General features: G+C 71.5%; 11 protein-coding genes and 1 pseudogene. 3 read left to right on the top strand and 9 right to left on the bottom strand.

The window, feature by feature from the left end; all coding sequences use genetic code 11:
• Positions 1-201: 201 nt before the first annotated feature.
• Complete coding sequence (gene acnA, locus SSNG_RS27335; protein ID WP_042802035.1) at positions 202-2,916, bottom strand: aconitate hydratase AcnA; 2,715 nt, start codon at positions 2,914-2,916, stop codon at positions 202-204.
• A gap of 518 nt (positions 2,917-3,434) precedes the next feature.
• On the opposite strand from acnA, the gene SSNG_RS27330 reads away from it, so the two are divergent.
• Complete coding sequence (locus SSNG_RS27330) at positions 3,435-4,964, top strand: UDP-N-acetylglucosamine 1-carboxyvinyltransferase (protein WP_007267167.1); 1,530 nt, start codon at positions 3,435-3,437, stop codon at positions 4,962-4,964.
• A gap of 189 nt (positions 4,965-5,153) precedes the next feature.
• On the opposite strand, the gene SSNG_RS27325 is transcribed toward SSNG_RS27330, so the two are convergent.
• Complete coding sequence (locus SSNG_RS27325) at positions 5,154-6,083, bottom strand: tyrosine-protein phosphatase (protein ID WP_050779741.1); 930 nt, start codon at positions 6,081-6,083, stop codon at positions 5,154-5,156.
• 258 nt (positions 6,084-6,341) lie between these two features.
• On the opposite strand from SSNG_RS27325, the gene SSNG_RS27320 reads away from it, so the two are divergent.
• Positions 6,342-7,712: a cytochrome P450 gene (locus SSNG_RS27320; protein WP_007267165.1), complete on the top strand. Its 1,371-nt coding sequence runs from the start codon at positions 6,342-6,344 to the stop codon at positions 7,710-7,712.
• On the opposite strand, the gene SSNG_RS27315 is transcribed toward SSNG_RS27320, so the two are convergent.
• Both SSNG_RS27315 and SSNG_RS27310 read right to left on the bottom strand, forming a co-directional pair.
• Positions 7,713-8,282 carry a hypothetical protein gene (locus SSNG_RS27315; protein WP_007267164.1) on the bottom strand — a complete coding sequence of 190 codons (570 nt, stop codon included), beginning with the start codon at positions 8,280-8,282 and terminating at the stop codon, positions 7,713-7,715.
• A gap of 35 nt (positions 8,283-8,317) precedes the next feature.
• Positions 8,318-9,883 (bottom strand): MFS transporter, encoded by a 1,566-nt coding sequence (locus SSNG_RS27310; RefSeq protein ID WP_128637176.1) that lies wholly within the window; start codon positions 9,881-9,883, stop codon positions 8,318-8,320.
• Positions 9,884-9,965: 82 nt separating this feature from the next.
• Here SSNG_RS27310 and SSNG_RS27305 point away from each other — a divergent pair, with 82 nt between their 5' ends.
• Positions 9,966-12,140 (top strand): alpha/beta fold hydrolase, encoded by a 2,175-nt coding sequence (locus SSNG_RS27305; RefSeq protein WP_007267162.1) that lies wholly within the window; start codon positions 9,966-9,968, stop codon positions 12,138-12,140.
• On the opposite strand, the gene SSNG_RS27300 is transcribed toward SSNG_RS27305, so the two are convergent.
• From SSNG_RS27300 to SSNG_RS27280, 5 genes and pseudogenes are all read right to left on the bottom strand, one after another.
• Positions 12,122-13,141: a dipeptide ABC transporter ATP-binding protein gene (locus SSNG_RS27300; RefSeq protein WP_042802032.1), complete on the bottom strand. Its 1,020-nt coding sequence runs from the start codon at positions 13,139-13,141 to the stop codon at positions 12,122-12,124. The two genes, SSNG_RS27305 and SSNG_RS27300, sit on opposite strands and share 19 nt — an antisense overlap.
• Positions 13,138-14,166, bottom strand: coding sequence for an ABC transporter ATP-binding protein (locus SSNG_RS27295; protein ID WP_007267160.1), 1,029 nt, complete (start codon positions 14,164-14,166; stop codon positions 13,138-13,140). Before SSNG_RS27295 ends, SSNG_RS27300 begins: the two co-directional genes overlap by 4 nt.
• Positions 14,166-15,152: an ABC transporter permease gene (locus tag SSNG_RS27290; RefSeq protein WP_007267159.1), complete on the bottom strand. Its 987-nt coding sequence runs from the start codon at positions 15,150-15,152 to the stop codon at positions 14,166-14,168. Before SSNG_RS27290 ends, SSNG_RS27295 begins: the two co-directional genes overlap by 1 nt.
• Entirely contained in the window at positions 15,149-16,120 is a 972-nt protein-coding gene (locus SSNG_RS27285; RefSeq protein ID WP_042802030.1) for an ABC transporter permease, read from the bottom strand. Before SSNG_RS27285 ends, SSNG_RS27290 begins: the two co-directional genes overlap by 4 nt.
• A gap of 23 nt (positions 16,121-16,143) precedes the next feature.
• A pseudogene (locus SSNG_RS27280) lies at positions 16,144-16,664 on the bottom strand (ABC transporter substrate-binding protein); the annotation flags it as partial.

The following is a 16,664-nucleotide window of genomic DNA, read 5'->3' as shown; positions in this document are numbered from 1 at the left end:
GTGGCCCGGACGGGCACAGGTATAGTCCACTTCCGCTCGACTGAGCAAGATCGTGCACAAGGATCGTTCCCGGCTTTTCCGAGTTGAGACCTGACCGCTGTCCGGGACCGCCGCCGCGAAAAGCGGAAGGGCCGCACCCCCTTAACGGGGGTACGGCCCTATGGTGCCGACTGGCGGCGGATCGCTCCGCCTGGCGCGCCCTTAGCCGCGGATGAGGTTCCGCAGGACGTACTGCATGATGCCGCCGTTGCGGTAGTAGTCCGCCTCACCCGGCGTGTCGATGCGGACGACCGCGTCGAAGGAGACACCGGTGTCGGTGGTGACCTTGACCGTGCGCGGGGTGGTGCCGTCGTTCAGCTCCTCCACACCGGTGAAGGAGAAGGTCTCCTCGCCGGTGAGGCCCAGGGAGGCCGCGGTGGCGCCCTCGGGGAACTGGAGCGGGAGGACGCCCATGCCGATCAGGTTCGAGCGGTGGATGCGCTCGTAGGACTCGGCGATGACGGCCTTGACGCCGAGCAGCGCGGTGCCCTTGGCAGCCCAGTCGCGGGAGGAGCCGGAGCCGTACTCCTTGCCCGCCAGGATGACCAGCGGGATGCCGGCGGCCTGGTAGTTCTGGGAGGCGTCGTAGATGAAGGAGACCGGCGCGCCCTCGACGGTGAAGTCGCGGGTGAAGCCGCCCTCGGTGCCCGGCGCGATCTGGTTGCGCAGGCGGATGTTGGCGAAGGTACCGCGGATCATGACCTCGTGGTTGCCGCGGCGGGAACCGTACGAGTTGAAGTCGCGGCGCTCGACGCCGTGCTCCGTGAGGTACTTGCCGGCCGGGGTGTCGGCCTTGATCGCACCGGCCGGGGAGATGTGGTCGGTGGTGACCGAGTCGCCCAGCTTCGCCAGCACGCGGGCGCCGGCGATGTCGGAGACCGGGGTGGTCTCCATCGTCATGCCCTCGAAGTAAGGGGGCTTGCGGACGTAGGTGGACTGCGGGTCCCACTCGAAGGTGTTGCCGGTCGGGATCGACAGCGCCTGCCACTGGGCGTCGCCCGCGAAGACGTCCTCGTAGGACTTCGAGAACATGTCCTCGCCGATGGCGTTGGCCACGACGTCGTTGACCTCGGCCTCGGAGGGCCAGATGTCCTTGAGGAAGACCGGGTTGCCCTCGGCGTCGGTGCCGATGGCCTCCGTCGTGATGTCCACCTTCATGGAGCCCGCGATGGCGTACGCGACGACCAGCGGCGGGGAGGCCAGGTAGTTCATCTTGACGTCGGGGTTGATGCGGCCCTCGAAGTTGCGGTTGCCCGAGAGGACCGAGGTGACCGCGAGGTCGTGCTCGTTGATCGCCTTCGAGATCTCCTCGTCCAGAGGACCGGAGTTGCCGATGCAGGTGGTGCAGCCGTACCCGACGAGGTTGAAGCCCATCTTGTCGAGGTACGGGGTCAGGCCGGCCTTGTCGAAGTAGTCGGTGACGACCTTCGAGCCCGGGGCCAGGGTGGTCTTGACCCACGGCTTGCGGGTCAGGCCCTTCTCGACCGCCTTCTTGGCCACGAGCGCCGCGGCGACCATGACGTAGGGGTTCGAGGTGTTGGTGCAGGAGGTGATCGCGGCGACGGTGACGGCGCCGTGGTCGATCTCGAAGGTGGTGCCGTCGGCCAGGGTGACCTGGGTCGGGCGGGTCGGGACGCCGTTGGTGGCGGCCGGGGCGTCGGAGGCCGGGAAGGACTCCTTGCCCGCCTCGTCGGCGTCGTCCACGTAGTTCAGGACGTCCACCGCGAACTGCTGGGCGGCGTTGGCCAGGACGATGCGGTCCTGCGGGCGCTTCGGGCCGGCGATGGAGGGGACGACCGTGGAGAGGTCGAGCTCCAGCTTCTCGGAGAAGTCCGGCTCGGCGGCCGGGTCCAGCCACAGGCCCTGTTCCTTGGCGTACGCCTCGACGAGCGCGACCTGCTGCTCGGAGCGGCCGGTGAGCTTGAGGTACTTCAGGGTCTCGCCGTCGATCGGGAAGATCGCGGCGGTGGAGCCGAACTCCGGCGACATGTTGCCGATGGTGGCGCGGTTCGCGAGGGAGGTGGCGGCGACGCCCTCACCGTAGAACTCGACGAACTTGCCGACGACGCCGTGCTTGCGCAGCATCTCGGTGATCGTGAGCACGAGGTCGGTGGCGGTGGTGCCGGTCGGCAGCTCGCCGGTCAGCTTGAAGCCGACGACGCGCGGGATCAGCATGGAGACCGGCTGGCCGAGCATCGCGGCCTCGGCCTCGATGCCGCCGACGCCCCAGCCGAGCACGCCGAGGCCGTTGACCATGGTGGTGTGCGAGTCGGTGCCGACGAGGGTGTCGGGGTACGCCTGGCCGTTACGGACCATGACCGTGCGGGCCAGGTGCTCGATGTTGACCTGGTGGACGATGCCGGTGCCCGGGGGGACGACCTTGAAGTCGTCGAAGGCGGTCTGGCCCCAGCGCAGGAACTGGTAGCGCTCCTTGTTGCGGCCGTACTCCAGCTCCACGTTCTGGGCGAACGCGTCCTTGGTGCCGAACTTGTCGGCGATGACGGAGTGGTCGATGACCATCTCGGCGGGCGAGAGCGGGTTGATCTTCGCCGGGTCGCCGCCGAGCTCCTTCACGGCCTCGCGCATGGTGGCGAGGTCCACGACGCAGGGGACGCCGGTGAAGTCCTGCATGATCACGCGGGCCGGCGTGAACTGGATCTCCTGGCTGGGCTGCGCCTGGGAGTCCCAGCCGCCGAGCGCCCGGATGTGGTCGGCGGTGATGTTCGCGCCGTCCTCGGTGCGGAGCAGGTTCTCCAGCAGGACCTTCAGGCTGTAGGGAAGGCGGGCGGCGCCCTCAACCTTGTCCAGCCGGAAGATCTCGTACGACTCGTCGCCCACCTGCAGCGTGCTGCGGGCGTCGAAGCTGTTCGCCGACACGACAGTCTCCTTCATGCATGATCTCGCGCGTATAACCGCAATCCTGCCGCCACGCCCTGTGGCCAATCCGCTAAGGTAAGGCTAAGTTAGGTAACCCTTACCAGCGGGGGCGGCTGCGGTACGCCTTCGGCAGATATCTCGATGTCGAGATAACTCTAGTACATGTCGGGGGGCGGGCACGAGGTGCACACCTCGCGCCCCGCCGGAGCCGTCCACCGGGCGGCCGCTCCGGCATGCCCGGACACCGGCCGGGGCGCCGGCCCGGACACCGCCCTGCCGGGCGACGCCGACATCGGCACGGCGGACTCCATCACACCCCAAAGGGGACGTTCGCGAAACAAACGGCAATCCACCCCCAAAAGATCGACACACCGGGACAAAGGGGAGTTGACGCCGGCGCCGGCGGAGTCCGCGCGGCGCAAGCCCTGTTGGGCCGTACGTGCAATCTGACGGACCGATAACACCCGTCCGCCACACCCCGGGCGATCCACATCTCATATCTGAGATACGGTGCACCCATGGCAGACGACTACCTCGTACGCATCGGCAAGCTCATCCGTGACGCCCGGCAGCACCGCGGCTGGACCCAGAGTCAGCTCGCGGACGCCCTCGGCACGAGCCAGAGCGCCGTGAACCGCATCGAGCGCGGCAATCAGAACATCAGCCTTGAGATGATCGCCCGAATCGGTGAAGCGCTCGACAGCGAAATCGTCTCCCTGGGCTACGCCGGCCCGATGCACCTGCGCGTCGTCGGCGGCCGCCGCCTGTCCGGTTCCATCGACGTCAAGACGAGCAAGAACGCGTGCGTGGCACTGCTGTGCGCCTCCCTGCTCAACAAGGGCCGCACGGTCCTGCGCCGGGTCGCCCGCATCGAGGAGGTCTACCGCCTCCTGGAGGTCCTGAACTCCATCGGCGTCCGCACCCGCTGGATCAACGACGGCGTGGACCTGGAGATCGTCCCGCCGGCCCGCCTCGACATGGACGCCATCGACGCGGAGGCGGCCGTCCGCACCCGCAGCATCATCATGTTCCTGGGCCCGCTGCTGCACCGCCTGGACCAGTTCCGCCTGCCGTACGCCGGCGGCTGCGACCTCGGCACCCGCACCATCGAGCCCCACATGATCGCCCTGCGCCGCTTCGGCCTGGACATCACCGCGACCGAGGGCATCTACCACGCGAAGGTCGAGGCGGGGGTCGCCCCCGACCGCCCGATCGTCCTGACCGAGCGCGGCGACACGGTCACCGAGAACGCCCTGCTGGCCGCGGCCCGCCACGACGGCGTCACCGTCATCCGCAACGCCTCCTCCAACTACATGGTCCAGGACCTCTGCTTCTTCCTGGAGGCGCTGGGCGTCAAGGTCGAGGGCATCGGCACGACCACCCTCACCGTGCACGGCGTCCCCGTCATCGACGCCGACGTGGACTACTCCCCCTCCGAGGACCCGGTCGAGGCGATGAGCCTCCTGGCCGCCGCGGTCGTCACCGAGTCCGAACTCACCATCCGCCGCGTCCCGATCGAGTTCATGGAGATCGAGCTCGCGGTCCTGGAGGAGATGGGCCTCGACCACGACCGCTCCGCCGAGTACGTCGCCGACAACGGCCGCACCCGCCTGGTCGACCTCACGGTCCGCCCCTCCAAGCTCGAAGCCCCGATCGACAAGATCCACCCGATGCCGTTCCCCGGGCTGAACATCGACAACGTCCCGTTCTTCGCCGCCATCGCCGCGTCCGCCCAGGGCAAGACCCTGATCCACGACTGGGTGTACGACAACCGGGCCATCTACCTGACGGACCTCAACCGCCTCGGCGGCCGCCTCCAGCTCCTGGACCCCCACCGCGTCCTGGTCGAGGGCCCGACCCGCTGGCGCGCGGCCGAGATGATGTGCCCCCCGGCCCTCCGCCCGGCGGTGGTCGTCCTCCTGGCCATGATGGCGGCCGAGGGGACCTCGGTCCTGCGCAACGTCTACGTCATCAACCGCGGCTACGAGGAACTCGCGGAGCGCCTCAACTCGGTCGGCGCGCAGATCGAGATCTTCCGGGACATCTGAGCCGCCCTGACCCGCCGAGAAGCCCCCGCTCCCGGATTTCTCCGGGGCGGGGGCTTCCTCATGCCCGGCCCCCGCCCCCCGGCGGCGGAGGCGGAGGCGGAGCATCAGGAGTTCCAGTGCGGCCCTGACCTCGAAGGCCCCCGCCTCCGGCACGATCCGTCCGGGCGGGGGTCTTCGTCGTCTGCCGGGTCAGGAGACGGTGCGCGAGCGGAGTTTGAGCAGGTCCGACACGCTCAGGCCGAGGCCCCTGGTGAGGAACTCCCCGAAGCTGCCGTAGTCGGCCACGGCCTGGTTCCGGAACGCGGCGAGGTAGTCGCTGCGGACTTCCTGGAGCGGGATCAGCAGGTCCGGGTCCTGCATGTACCCGGCCGCCCTGACCTGGTCGCGGAGGGCCTTGTCGGTCGCTGCACGGAGGCTGTTGGAGAGGAGGTAGTCCTGCTCCGAGGTCGGGGCGGGGACGCCGACGGCGCGCAGGATCGTGTCCGCGAGGACGCCGGTGCGGTCCTTGCCCGCCGAGCAGTGGAACGCGATCGGCTTGGTGGAGTTGGCGACGTCCTTGATCGCCGCACCGAGCTGGGCCCGGTTGCCCGGGTTGGTGACGAAGCCCCTGTAGAGGGCGGTCATCCGCGCTTCCGCCGCCCCGTTGCCGAGCTGCGCCTGCTGGTAGACGGGGTCCTTGGAGCGGACCACACCGCCGATGAACGCGAAGAGGCTGGTGTCGTCGACCGGCCGGGCCACCGCGGTCACGCCGGGCGGGAGCCTGTCGGTGCCGTCGGCGGAGATCTCCGGGGTGGTGCGCAGGTCGACGACCTTGCCGAGGCCGAGCGCGCCGACGGCGTTGACGCCGTCGGGGGTGAGCTTGGAGAGGGTCTCGGTGCGGTAGACGGTGCCCCACTTGGTGGTCTTGCCGTCGTAGGTGGTGTAGCCGCCGAGGTCGCGGGCGTTGACGAGCCCGGGCACGGACAGGACGCGGCTGGGTGCGCCGGAGACGGACGCGGCCGGCGCGGGGGCGGTGGTCGCGGGGGCGGTGGTCGCGGCGTGGGCGGCCACGGGGGCCAGCGTGGCGGCGAGGGCCAGGGCGACGGCGGACGCGCTGACGGCACGGGAAACGGATCTCACGCGAGTGGTCCTTCCTTGGGCGAAGGCGGGGACGGTAACGCGTGGATCCTCAGATCTGAAGATGTTGTTGCGGTGATCGACTGACGAACAGTCAGTGTGGTGTGGCCGTGGCAATGCCTGCCAGGGCGGCTCGTGGCGCCACACCGGACGCCGGGGCGGCGGCGAGATTCGGCCGGATGGCTTGTCAGGGGTCGATCCCGGTCGGGCGGGCGGGCAGAATCGGCCCCGACGGGCGGTGTCCAGAGGCGGGGGCGGGGAATGGCTGACGGGGTGCGGGTTCCGGGGCTGGAGGGGGTTCCGTTGCTCGGGTCGCTCTTCGACCTCAAGGCGGACTCCCTCGGGACCTACGAGCGGGCCCGGCAGCGGCACGGGGACGTCGTGCGGATCAGCGCCGGCCCGCCCGGGCTGCGCGCCGAGTTGTACTGCGTGTTCTCCGCGGAGGGCGCCCAGCGGGTGCTGGCCTCCGAGGCCGCGAACTTCCGCAAGGACAACGCCTTCTACCAGGAGGTCCGCGACTCCTTCGGCAACGGCCTGCTCACCAGCCAGGACGCCGACTACGTGCGCCAGCGCCGGCTGGTCCAGCCGCTGTTCACCCGCAAGCGGGTGGACGGCTACGCCGGGGCCGTCGCCGCCGAGACCGAGGGCACCCTCGCCGCGTGGGCGGAGGCCCGGGACGGGATCGTCGACGTCTCCACCGAGATGATGCACCTGGCCCTGCGCGCGGTGTCCCGGATCCTGTTCGGTGCCGATGTCGACGCCACCGTGGATGTCGTGGACCGGTGTTTTCCGGTCATCACGGACTACGTGCTGCGCCGGGGCTACTCCCCCGCCAACCTCCCGCGCACCTGGCCGACCCCGGGCAACCGGCGGGCGGCCACCGCGCTGGACGAGCTGTACGCCGTCTGCGACGAGATCATCGCCCAGCGGCTCGGGGCGGCCCCGCCCGGGCAGGCGGAGGGCGAGGACCTGCTCAGCCTGCTGGCCGGTGCGCGGGGCGAGGACGACGCCACCTTCGACCCCGCCGAACTCCGCGACCAGGTGCTCGTCTTCCTGCTCGCCGGGCACGAGACGACCGCCACCTCGCTGGCCTTCGCCCTGCACCTGCTCGGCCGCCACCCCGAGGAGCAGGCCCGGGCCCGCGAGGAGGTGCGGAGCGTGCTGGGCGGACGGGTTCCCGTGGCCGGTGACCTGGAGCGCCTGCCGTACCTCACCCAGGTGCTCAAGGAGGCCATGCGGCTCTACCCCGCCGCCCCGGTCATCGGGCGCAAGGCCGTCGCCGCCACCGAGATCGAGGGCCACACCGTCCCGGCGGGGGCCGATGTGATCGTGGCCCCCTGGGTCACGCACCGCCATCCCCGGTACTGGAAGGAGCCGGAGCGCTTCGACCCCGACCGCTTCGCGCCGGAGGCCGAGGCCGGCCGGCACCGCTACGCGTGGTTCCCGTTCGGCGGCGGGCCGCGCGCCTGCATCGGGCAGCACTTCTCGATGCTGGAGTCCGTGATCGCGCTGGCGATGCTGCTGCGGGCGTACGAGTTCGAGGCCGTGGACCGGGAGGTGCCGGTGAGTGCCGGGATCACCCTGCGGGCGGCGGGTCCGGCGCGCTGCCGGATCCGCCGCCTGGAGGGTTAGTCAGCGGTAGTCGTCGGGGTGGTCCTGCATCCAGGTGTTGATCTGGTCCCGGGTGCCGATGAGGGCGTTCTGGTGCTTCTTCAGGTTCTCGAAGGTGCGGTCGCCGCCGAGTTCCTTGTCGAGCTTGACGATGAGGGCGATCGGCTCGGGGAAGTGGCCGGGGCCCTTCGCGTCGGCCTTCATCGCACGGTCCAGGCGGTGGAGTTCGTCGTACACCCGGCCGAGGAAGTACGCGCAGTTGCCCGGGGTGCAGGAGTCGTTCAGGGTCGCCTGGAGTCCGGCGAAGGCGTCCCGGACCAGCTCGGGCGGGGTGGAGGGCGACGCCGAGGGGCCCTTCGGGGAGGCCTGCGCGGTCGGCGTCGCGGCCGGCGCGGGCGTGCCCGTACCGGCGGAGCCCGCGCTCGGCGACGCGGCGCCGGGGACGGGTGCGGAGGTGGCGGGCGAGGCGGCCGCGGCGGGCGACGAGGGCTTGGCCTTCGGCTCGGCGTCGTTCCCGCAGGAGACGGTGAACGCCGCCAGGGTGACGGTCAGGGCTGCCGCGGCGGCGCCGCGCATCGTGGATCGGAACATCGGATTTCCCCCCGGTTTGCGATGATCGGCCGAGCCTACCCCCTGCCCTCGCCCGGGACGGCCGCCGGGGTGTGGTTGCCCTGGAGTCGTTCCAGGTCGGAGGGCCGGACCTGGATCGCGAAGAGCGCGATGACCGCGCCGACGAGGGTGAAGAGCGAGGCCGCCACGAAGGCCGTACTGACCCCCGAGGTCAGTACCTGGTCGGCCCAGGGCTCGGGGAGTTGGCCGGTGCGGGCGAAGAAGGCCTTCTGTTCGGGGCTCGCCGAGCCGAGGAAGGCCGGCACCTGCTCCTCGGCTTCGTTGCGGCTGGCCGTGCCGAAGACGGTGACCAGGATCGACAGTCCGAGCGACCCGCCGATCTGCTGCATCGAGTTGAGCAGACCGGAGGCGGCACCGGACTCCCGGTCGGGGACGTCGGACAGGGCCATCAGGGTCAGGGAGACGAACTGGAGCCCCATGCCGGTGGCGAACACCAGGAGCGGGCCGAGGACGCTGCCGGGGTAGGTGGAGTGGACGTCCACGCGGGTCAGCCAGCCCAGTCCGACGGCGCAGCACAGGGCGCCGGTGACCATGAAGGGCTTGGGCCCGTACTTCGGCAGCAGCTGGGAGGTGGTCCCGGCGGCGAGCGCGACCATCACGCTGACCGGGAGGAAGGCGAGTCCGGCGCGCAGCGGGCTGAAGCCGAGGACGTTCTGCACGAACAGGGTCAGGAAGAAGAACATGCCGAAGATCGCGCAGGCGAGGAAGAGCATGATCCCGTAGGTCCCGGCGCGGTTGCGGTCGGCGAACATGTGCAGCGGCGTGATCGGCTGCGGCGAGCGCCGCTCGTTGAGGACGAACAGGACCAGCAGGACCACGGCGGCGGCGAAGGAGCCGAGGGTGAACCCGTCGCGCCAGCCGTCCTGGGAGGCGCGGATGAAGCCGTACACGAGGGCGACCATGCCGCAGGTGCCCAGCAGCGCGCCGATCAGGTCGAAGTGTCCGGGGTGGCGTTCGGACTCGCGCAGGACCCGGGCGGCCAGTACGGCGATCAGCAGGGCGATCGGGACGTTGACGAAGAGCACCCAGCGCCAGTTGAGCCATTCGACCAGCACCCCGCCCGCGAGGAGCCCGATCGCACCGCCGCCGGCGGAGACGGCGGCGAACACGCCGAAGGCCCGGTTGCGGGCCGGGCCTTCGCGGAAGGTGGTGGTGATCAGGGCGAGCGAGGTCGGGGAGGCGATGGCTCCGCCGACGCCCTGGAGGGCCCGGGCGGCCATCAGCTGGCCCGCGTTCTGGGCGAGTCCGCCGAGCAGGGAGGCGAGGCCGAAGAGCAGGACGCCGAAGATGAAGACGCGCTTGCGCCCGAGGATGTCGCCGGTGCGGCCGCCCAGCAGGAGCAGGCCGCCGAAGGTCAGGGTGTAGGCGTTGACGACCCAGGACAGGCTCTCGGTGGAGAAGTCGAGCGCGGTCTGGATGTGTGGTAGCGCGATGTTCACGATGGTGATGTCGAGCACGACCATGAGCTGGCAGGAGGCAATCACGAACAGCGCCAGCCCGTTTCCGCTCCCGCGGACCTTGCCGTCGGTCCCGTTGTTGTTCGGCAGTGCGTTCGGGTCCACTAGTCGACGCTAAGCCCGCGGACCAGGGCTCACCACTCGAATGGCCTATGCTGTGTGATATTGCACATGCCACAATGCGATCATGGATGAATTCCTCAGGCTCTCCGCCGACACGGCCCGGTTCACCCACGGCTCGCCCAGGGCCTTCTCGTTCGGCGACGACGGCCGCCTCCTCTGGTTCCTGCGCTCCACGGGCCCCACCGACGCCTTCGACAGCCTCTGGGTCCTCGACACCGCCACCGGCGCCGAAACCCGGCTCGCCGACCCGCGCGCCCTCTCCCCCGAGCCCGGTGAACTCCCCGTCGCCGAGCGCCGCCTGCGCGAGCGCACCCGCCTCGTCGCCGCCGGGATCGGCTCGTACGCCCTCTCCGGCGACGGCCGCCGCGCCGTCTTCCCCCTCCACGGCAGGCTGTACGCGGTCACCTGCGACGGCGCCGCCGCGCCCGAGCCGGTCCCGGCCGCCGGCCCCGCCCTGGATCCGCGCCCCAACGCCGACGGCTCGCGCACCGCTTACGTATCCGACGACGCCCTGTACGTCCACCCCGGCGGCCGGATCAGTCCCGCCGACGGGGCCCGCTGGGGCCTGGCCGAGTTCGCCGCCGCCGAGGAACTCGGCCGCAGCCGGGGCCACTGGTGGTCCCCCGACGGGGTCACCCTGCTCGCCGCCCGCGTCGACGAGAGCGCCCTCCAGCGCCGCCACTTCGCCGACCCGGCGCACCCGGAGCTGCCGGCCGAGGACTTCGCCTACCCCGAGGCGGGCGGCCCCAACGCCGACGTGCAGCTGTGGGTGCTCGGCCCCGACGGCGGCCGGATCCGACTCGACTGGGACGCCGAGGCCTACCCGTACGTCTCCGACGCGGGATGGGAGTCCGCGACCGAGATCCTGCTGACCGTGCAGGACCGGCTCCAGCGCAACGTGCTCCTCCTCGCCGCCGACCCGGCCACAGGCCGCACCACGGAGCTGTCCCGCACCACGCACCCCCAGTGGGTCGACCCCCTCCTGCCCGGCACCCCGGCCCGGCTGCCCGACGGGCGGATGCTCACCGCCGCCGACACCCCCGGCGGCACCGCACGCTGCCTCGCCCTCGACGGGAAGCCCCTCACCGGCGAGGGGATACAGGTCCGCGCCGTCGCCGGCCTCCACGAGGGCCGGCTGCTGATCGAGGCCGGGCTGCGCGACCCGGCCGAACAGCAGGTGCTGCTGCTGGACCCCGACAGCGGCGAGCTGACCCCGCTCGCCGACGGGCCCGGCGTGTACGGCGTCTCGGCGTCGGCCGGGACCCTGCTGCTGACCAGCGCCGACGCCGACGGCATCCGGCGCACCGTACGCACCCCGGACGGGCGGGAGTTCACTCCCGCCGACCTGTCCGCCCCGCTGCCGTACCGGGTGGAGCCGGTCCTGGAACGGGTCACCGAACTCGGGATCCCGACGGCCCTCGTGCTGCCGCGCGGCCACGTCCCGGGCCGGCGGCTGCCCGTGCTGATGGACAGCTACGGCGGCCCCGGCTTCCAGGACGTGTCCGCCGAGCCGCGCCGCTGGCAGGCCCGGCAGTGGTGGGCCGACCAGGGCTTCGCCGTGGTCACCGTCGACAACCGGGGCACCCCGTACGTCTCCCCCGCCCACACCCACGCCATGTACCGGGGCTTCTCGGACGTCACCCTGGAGGACCAGGTCGCGGCGCTCCGGGCGCTCGGCGAACGCCACCGCGACCTCGACCTCGGCCGGGTCGGCGTCCGCGGCTGGTCCTACGGCGGCTACCTGTCGGCGATGGCGGTGCTGCGCCGGCCGGACGTCTTCCACGCGGCGGCAGCCGGGGCCGCGCCGACCGACTTCCGGCACTACGACACCGCCTACACCGAGTGCTACCTCGGCCTCCCTCAGGAACACCCCGAGGTCTACGAGCGGGACTCGCTGATCCCCGACGCGCCGCGACTGGCCCGGCGCTGCTGCTGGTCACGGCCTGGCCGACGACAACGTCACCCCTCCCACACCCTGCGCCTGTCCCGGGCCCTTCACCGACGCGGGCCGCCCGCACCAGCTGCTCGCGCTGCCCGGCGTCACGCACATGACCCCGGGCGGGACGCCGGAGAAGATCATGGCGGCTGGAAGCTGGAGTTTCTTCCCGCCGCGAGCTGGGCCTGTAGACCCGTAGCGGGCCCGTCGCCCCCCGGACACCGGAAAAGGGCCCCGCGGACGCTGCCGTCCGCGGGGCCCTCCCTTTCTTCCCGTGATCCCCGTCAGTCACCCGGGAAGTGACAGGCCACCTCTCGCGAGGCGGCGAGCTGCAGCAACGGCCGCTCGGTGCGGCAGACCTCCTGCGCCTTGGGACAGCGCGGGTGGAAGGTGCAGCCCGGGGGCGGGGCGGCCGGGCTCGGCGGGTCGCCGAGCAGCACGATCCGCTCCCGCCGCCGCTCCGCCGCCGGGTCCGGCAGCGGTACGGCGGACAGCAGCGCCCGGGTGTAGGGGTGCTGCGGGTTCTCGTAGAGGGACTTCTTGTCCCCGATCTCGACGATCCGGCCGAGGTACATGACCGCCACGCGGTCGCTGACCCGCTTGACCACCGAGAGGTCGTGGGCGATGAACACGTAGGCCAGGCCCAGTTCGGCGCGCAGCCGCTCCATCAGGTTGACGATCTGCGCCTGGACGGAGACGTCGAGGGCGGAGACCGGCTCGTCGGCGATCACCAGCCGGGGGCTGGTGGCCAGCGACCGGGCGATGCCGATGCGCTGGGCCTGGCCGCCGGAGAACTCGTGCGGGTAGCGGTCGATGTGCTCGGGGATCAGCCCGGTCAGCTCCATCAGCTCGGCGGCCCGGCGGCGGGCGTCCGCCGCGCTCCAGCCCTGCACCAGCAGCGGGTCGGAGATGATCCGGGCCACCGTCTGGCGGGGGTTGAGGGAGGAGTGCGGGTCCTGGAAGACCATCTGGATGTCGCGGCGCAGGGGGCGCAGCGCGGACTGGGAGAGCCGGCTGATGTCCCGGCCGTCGAAGGTGATGCGGCCGGAGGTGGGTTCCAGCAGCCGTACCAGCATCCGGCCGGTGGTGGACTTCCCGCAGCCCGACTCGCCGACGAGGCCGAGGGTGCGGCCGGGCTCCAGGTCGAAGGAGATGCCGTCGACGGCCCGGACGGGGGCGGCCCGGCGTCCGGTCAGCGACCGCTTGCCGGGGAAGGTCATGGTCAGGTCCCGTACGGAGAGCAGGGGCCCGGCCGGGGCGTCCTGCCGTACGGCCCGGTCCTGACCGGTGGCCGGGGCGGTCATCGGGACACCTCCGGGGTGGGGACGGGTACGGGCGCGGAGCCGGCGAAGTGGCAGGCGGCGGTCCGGGCCGGGGATCCGTACGGGCGCGGCTCGGGCAGTTCGCCCGTGCAGCGCTGCCGCTCCTCGCGGGTGCCCGCGGCGGCGCGCGGGCAGCGGGGGGCGAAGGCGCAGCCGGGGTCGCGGTTGAGGAGCGAGGGCGGGGAGCCGGGGATGGAGGGCAGCGGGACGTCGTCGGGGCTGTCGAGGCGGGGCAGGGAGTCGAGCAGGCCCCGGGTGTAGGGGTGGGCCGGGTCGGCGAACAGCTCGTCGGCCGGGGCCTGTTCGGCGGCCCGGCCGCCGTACATGACGAGGACCTCGTGGGCGACGCGGGCCACCACCCCCAGGTCGTGGGTGATCATGACGACGCCGAGGCCGCGTTCCTCCTGGAGGCGGGCGATCAGTTCGAGGATCTGGGCCTGGACGGTGACGTCGAGGGCGGTGGTGGGCTCGTCGGCGATGAGCAGTTCGGGTTCGCAGGCCAGGGCCATGGCGATCATGGCGCGCTGGCGCATGCCGCCGGAGAACTGGTGGGGGTACTCCCCGGCCCGGCGGGCGGGTTCGGGGATGCCGACCTCGCCGAGCATGTCGACGGCGCGTTTGCGGGCGGCGGCGCGCCCGGCCCGGAAGTGCACGCGGAAGTGCTCGGCGATCTGTTCGCCGACGGTGTAGTAGGGGTGCAGGCTGGACAGCGGGTCCTGGAAGATCATGGCCATCCTGCGGCCGCGGACCTTGGCGAGTTCCTTCTCGGGCAGGCCGTTCAGCTCCTGTCCGGCGAGCCTGACGGAGCCGGTGACCTCGGCGCCGGTGCGGTGCAGGCCCATGACGGCGAGGGAGGTGACGGACTTCCCGGATCCGGACTCGCCGACGATGCCGAGGGTGCGGCCGGCCTCGACGGCGAAGCCGAGCGAGTCGACGGCGCGTACGGTCCCGCGCGGGGTGCTGAACGTGACGTGCAGGTCACGGACTTCGAGCAGCGGGGTGGTCATCAGTACCTCACCCTCGGGTCGACTACGGCGTACAGGAGGTCGACGGCGAGGTTCGCGACGACGATGAAGAAGGCGGCGAGCAGGGTGACGCCGAGGACGACGGGCTGGTCGGAGTTGACGAGGGCTCCGTAGAAGAGCCTGCCGATGCCGGGGAGTCCGAAGATGGATTCGGTGATGACGGCTCCGGCGAGGAGGCCGCCGAGGTCCATGCCGAAGATGGTGAGGATGGGGGTCATGCCGGAGCGGAGGCCGTGTTTGACGACGACGGTGCGTTCGGGCATGCCCTTGGCGCGGGCGGTGCGGATGTAGGGCTCGGCCATCGCCTCGATCATCGAGCCGCGGCTCTGGCGGGCGTACATGGCGGCGTAGAGCAGGGCGAGCGCGGTCCAGGGCAGCAGCAGGTTGGAGGCCCAGGCGAGGGGGTCCTCGGTGAAGGCCTGGTAGCTGGGGTAGGGCAGCAGTCCGGCGACCCGGATCACCCCGTAGACGAGCATGACGGAGGTGAAGTAGACGGGCAGGGAGGCGGCGGCGACGGCGCCGACCATGAGGGCCTTGTCGGTGGCGGTGTCCTTGCGCAGGGCGGCGGTGACGCCGGCGCCGAGGCCCAGCAGGAGCCAGAGGGCGGCGGCGCCGACGGCGAGGGAGGCGGAGACGGGGAGCCGGTCCATCAGCAGGTCCCAGACGGGCAGGGAGTTCTCGTACGAGTAGCCCAGGCAGGGGAAGTCGCACTGGACGGCGTACTGGCCGGAGCCGAGGGTGCGGCCGGTGAAGATGCCGGTGAGGAAGTCGGCGAACTGCCGCCACAGCGGCTGGTCGAGGCCGAGGTACTGGCGTACGTCGGCCAGCCGTTCGGCGCTGCAGGTCTTGCCGCAGGCGGCGGCGGCCGGGTCGGTGGGCAGGACGTAGAAGATGACGAAGGTGACGGCCGCGATGGCGAGGAGCACGCCGGCCAGGGCGAGCAGGCGGCGGAGCAGGTAGAGGATCAACTGCGGCCTCCCCTCGGGTCGAGGATGTCGCGCAGGGCGTCGCCGAGGAGGGTGAAGGCGAGGACGGCGAGGAAGAGGAAGACGCTCGGGATGACGAAGTACATGGGGTCGGTCTCGTAGAAGGCCACGGACTCGGCGATCATCTGGCCCCAGGAGGGGGTGGGCGGGCGGACCCCGACGCCGAGGTAGCTGAGCGCGGCCTCGGTGCTGATCATGCCGGGGATGAGCAGGGTGGTGTAGGCGATGACCGGGCCGGAGACGCCCGGGAGGATGTCGCGGGTCAGGATGCGCCAGGCGCTCGCGCCGCCGACGCGGGCGGCGTCGACGTACTCGCGGTGTTTGAGGGAGAGGGTCTGGCCGCGGACGACGCGGGCGACGCCGGGCCAGCCGAAGAGGCCGATGACGGAGGTCATGAGGACGATGCGGTTGACGTCCTTGGCCACCGACAGCATCGCGATCATGAAGATCAGCGAGGGGAAGGACATGGTGAGGTCCATCAGCCGGGACAGGACGGCGTCGGTGCGGCCGCCGAAGTAGCCGGCCGCGATGCCGGCGGCGGTCCCGGCGAGGACGACGATGGCGGTGGCGGCGAAGGCGATGAGCAGGGAGACCTGGGCGCCGTGGACGACGCGGGCGAACAGGTCGCGGCCGGTGACGGGTTCGACGCCGAGCCAGTGCTCGGGGCCGATCCCGCCGAGGTCGCCGAGCGGGAGACCGCCGAGGTAGGGGTCGACGGCGCTCTTGTCGAACTCCTCGGGGGACCAGCCGCCGAGTGCTCCGAGCCAGGGTGCGGTGAGGGCCATCAGGACGAAGAGGAGGACGACGGCGGCGCTGACGCGGACGGCGGGGCGGCGGCGCAGTTCCCGCCGGGCGAGTTGCCAGGGGCTGCTGCCCGGCGCCGCCGCGGGCCGTTCGGCCGGGGCGTCGGGCGCGGGGGCGGGAGCGGCGCCGGGTGTGGTGGTGGTCATGGTGTCGGTGGCCTCGGGGTTCCTCAGCCCTGGCTCTTCGACGGGTCCTTGAGGCCGACGGTCCCGTAGTCGATGGTGCCGGTCCAGGAGGGGTGGCCGTAGGCGCCGGCGATGTTGGGGCCGACGAGCAGCGGCTTGCGCTCCATCAGGATCGGGATGGAGGGGGACTTCTTCATGATCTCGGCGTCGAGGTCGATCCAGGCCTGGTTGGCCTGCTTCGCGTCGGCCATGGCGTTGATCTCGTCGATCCGCTTCATGGTGGCCTCGTCGCGGAACTGGGAGTAGTTGCCCTGGTTGCCCTTGTCCTTGATGGTGCGTCCGTCGAAGACGAAGGGCATCCAGGTGGAGCCGGAGGGGTAGTCGGGGCACCAGCCGGTGTAGGTCATGTCGGGGGTGGTGGAGAAGGTCGCCCGATGACGTCGTAGTACGCGCCGGGGTCGACGGTGTCGATGACGACCTGGATGCCCGGCCCGGGACAGGCCCTGCTGGATGGCCTCGGCCCTGCCCTTTGTCGCCGGTGGAGACGGAGAGGGTGACCTTGAGG

Origin of the sequence: Streptomyces sp. C, assembly GCF_000158895.1 — a bacterium.
GTDB lineage: Bacteria > Actinomycetota > Actinomycetes > Streptomycetales > Streptomycetaceae > Streptomyces > Streptomyces racemochromogenes.
The sequence above is the reverse complement of the archived record's forward strand: the minus strand, read 5'-3'. Positions and strand labels throughout refer to the sequence as shown.

Coding starts and splice junctions, on each gene's coding strand:
- SSNG_RS27315 (WP_007267164.1), bottom strand. CDS start 8,282: ATGTTCCGATCCACGATGCGCGGCGCCGCCGCGGCAGCCCTGACCGTC.
- SSNG_RS27285 (WP_042802030.1), bottom strand. CDS start 16,120: ATGACCACCACCACACCCGGCGCCGCTCCCGCCCCCGCGCCCGACGCC.
- SSNG_RS27300 (WP_042802032.1), bottom strand. CDS start 13,141: ATGACCGCCCCGGCCACCGGTCAGGACCGGGCCGTACGGCAGGACGCC.
- SSNG_RS27330 (WP_007267167.1), top strand. CDS start 3,435: ATGGCAGACGACTACCTCGTACGCATCGGCAAGCTCATCCGTGACGCC.
- SSNG_RS27320 (WP_007267165.1), top strand. CDS start 6,342: ATGGCTGACGGGGTGCGGGTTCCGGGGCTGGAGGGGGTTCCGTTGCTC.
- SSNG_RS27295 (WP_007267160.1), bottom strand. CDS start 14,166: ATGACCACCCCGCTGCTCGAAGTCCGTGACCTGCACGTCACGTTCAGC.
- SSNG_RS27305 (WP_007267162.1), top strand. CDS start 9,966: ATGGATGAATTCCTCAGGCTCTCCGCCGACACGGCCCGGTTCACCCAC.